This window comes from Ruegeria sp. BE3, from assembly GCF_056538865.1.
Genome location: NZ_JBQFTW010000021.1, coordinates 1 through 2,500, shown reverse-complemented (window position 1 = coordinate 2,500; position 2,500 = coordinate 1). Strand labels below are relative to the sequence as shown.

Genomic DNA, 2,500 nt, shown 5'->3' with positions numbered 1-2,500 from the left:
TAGCTGGTTCTCTGCGAAATCTATTTAGGTAGAGCGTCATCCGAATACCCCGGGGGGTAGAGCACTGGATGGGTAATGGGGCCCCACAGGCTTACTGATCCTAACCAAACTCCGAATACCCGGGAGTACTAGATGGCAGACACACTGCGGATGCTAACGTCCGTAGTGGAGAGGGAAACAACCCTGACCTACGACTAAGGCCCCCAATTCATGGCTAAGTGGGAAAGCAGGTGGGACGACCAAAACAACCAGGAGGTTGGCTTAGAAGCAGCCATCCTTTAAAGATAGCGTAACAGCTCACTGGTCTAAATAAGTTGTCCTGCGGCGAAGATGTAACGGGGCTCAAGCCATGAGCCGAAGTCTAGGGATGCGTAAGCATCGGTAGCAGAGCGTAGTGTGACATAAGATTCATCCTCTTTAGTGTCCTTCGGGGCACCTTGGAGGATCAGAATCTTTTCGATGAAGCCGGGGCGTGAGCCATCCGGTGGAGAGATCACTAGTGAGAATGATGACATGAGTAGCGACAAAGAGTGTGAGAGACACTCTCGCCGAAAGTCCAAGGGTTCCTGCTTAAAGCTAATCTGAGCAGGGTAAGCCGGCCCCTAAGCCGAGGCCGAAAGGCGTAGGCGATGGGAACTAGGTTAATATTCCTAGGCCAGGAGGATGTGACGGATCACAGGTGTAGTTCAATCTTATCGGATTGATTGGGCTGCTGAGTGGTTCCTGGAAATAGCCCTCCATCAGACCGTACCCTAAACCGACACAGGTGGACTGGTAGAGCATACCAAGGCGCTTGAGAGAACGATGTTGAAGGAACTCGGCAAAATACCTCCGTAAGTTCGCGAGAAGGAGGCCCGGTTCCTAGGCAACTAGGGGCTGGGGGCACAAACCAGGGGGTGGCGACTGTTTATTAAAAACACAGGGCTCTGCGAAGTCGCAAGACGACGTATAGGGTCTGACGCCTGCCCGGTGCCTGAAGGTTAAAAGGAGAGGTGAGAGCCTTGAATTGAAGCCCAGGTAAACGGCGGCCGTAACTATAACGGTCCTAAGGTAGCGAAATTCCTTGTCGGGTAAGTTCCGACCTGCACGAATGGCGTAACGACTTCCCCGCTGTCTCCAACATCGACTCAGCGAAATTGAATTGCCTGTCAAGATGCAGGCTTCCCGCGGTTAGACGGAAAGACCCCGTGCACCTTTACTACAGCTTCGCACTGGCATCAGGATTGTGATGTGCAGGATAGGTGGTAGGCTTTGAAGCGGAAACGCAAGTATCCGTGGAGCCTCCCTTGAGATACCACCCTTCGCACTCTTGATGTCTAACCGCGGTCCGTTATCCGGATCCGGGACCCTGCGTGGCGGGTAGTTTGACTGGGGCGGTCGCCTCCTAAAGCGTAACGGAGGCGCGCGAAGGTTGGCTCAGAGCGGTCGGAAATCGCTCGTTGAGTGCAATGGCAGAAGCCAGCCTGACTGCAAGACTGACAAGTCGAGCAGAGTCGAAAGACGGCCATAGTGATCCGGTGGTCCCGAGTGGAAGGGCCATCGCTCAACGGATAAAAGGTACGCCGGGGATAACAGGCTGATACTGCCCAAGAGTCCATATCGACGGCAGTGTTTGGCACCTCGATGTCGGCTCATCTCATCCTGGGGCTGGAGCAGGTCCCAAGGGTACGGCTGTTCGCCGTTTAAAGAGGTACGTGAGCTGGGTTTAGAACGTCGTGAGACAGTTCGGTCCCTATCTGCCGTGGGTGTAGGAGACTTGAGAGGAGTTGCCCCTAGTACGAGAGGACCGGGGTGAACGATCCACTGGTGGACCAGTTGTCGTGCCAACGGCAGTGCTGGGTAGCTATGATCGGACAGGATAACCGCTGAAGGCATCTAAGCGGGAAGCCCCCCTCAAAACAAGGTCTCCCTGAGGGCCGTGGAAGACCACCACGTCAATAGGCCGGAGATGTAAGCGCAGTAATGCGTTCAGTTGACCGGTACTAATCGCCCGATAGGCTTGATTTGATCCAGTAACAGAAAGACAAATCACCAAAAGCATACACTGACCTTGAGTTGGACAACGTTGATCTGATTAACAACCGTGCGGTAACGCGCCTTTATCTGTGATAAAGACGCTGCCTGCCGCATGGTCGCTTTCTTGCACAGCAAGAAAGTCGACCGAGGGCTTTTCCTCGGTTTGGTGGTCATAGCGCAAGTGAAACACCCGGTCCCATCCCGAACCCGGAAGTTAAGCACTGCCGCGCCAATGGTACTTGGGCTTAAGCCCCGGGAGAGTAGGTCACCGCCAAACCTAGCAAAAGCCCACAAACAAACTTCTCTCTAAACGATCAGCAGAACACGACCCGGTCTCAACTAGCCAAACAGGCGGTAGACCAACGCAGGGCTTCAAGTAGCGTAAGCGATAGGCCAACGCAAAGTGTCGCGGGATGGAGCAGCCCGGTAGCTCGTCAGGCTCATAACCTGAAGGTCGTAGGTTCAAATCCTACTCCCGCAACCA

The 2,500-nt window shown here is 54.2% G+C and carries 1 tRNA gene and 2 rRNA genes (1 of these 3 cut by a window edge); all 3 read left to right on the top strand.

Annotation, left to right across the window (positions count from 1 at the left end):
* A 23S ribosomal RNA gene (locus ACR0AZ_RS21530) occupies positions 1-2,007 on the top strand (it extends 824 nt beyond the left edge of the window).
* Positions 2,008-2,178: 171 nt separating this feature from the next.
* Positions 2,179-2,293 (top strand): 5S ribosomal RNA (rrf, locus tag ACR0AZ_RS21525).
* 130 nt (positions 2,294-2,423) lie between these two features.
* Positions 2,424-2,500, top strand: a tRNA-Met gene (locus ACR0AZ_RS21520).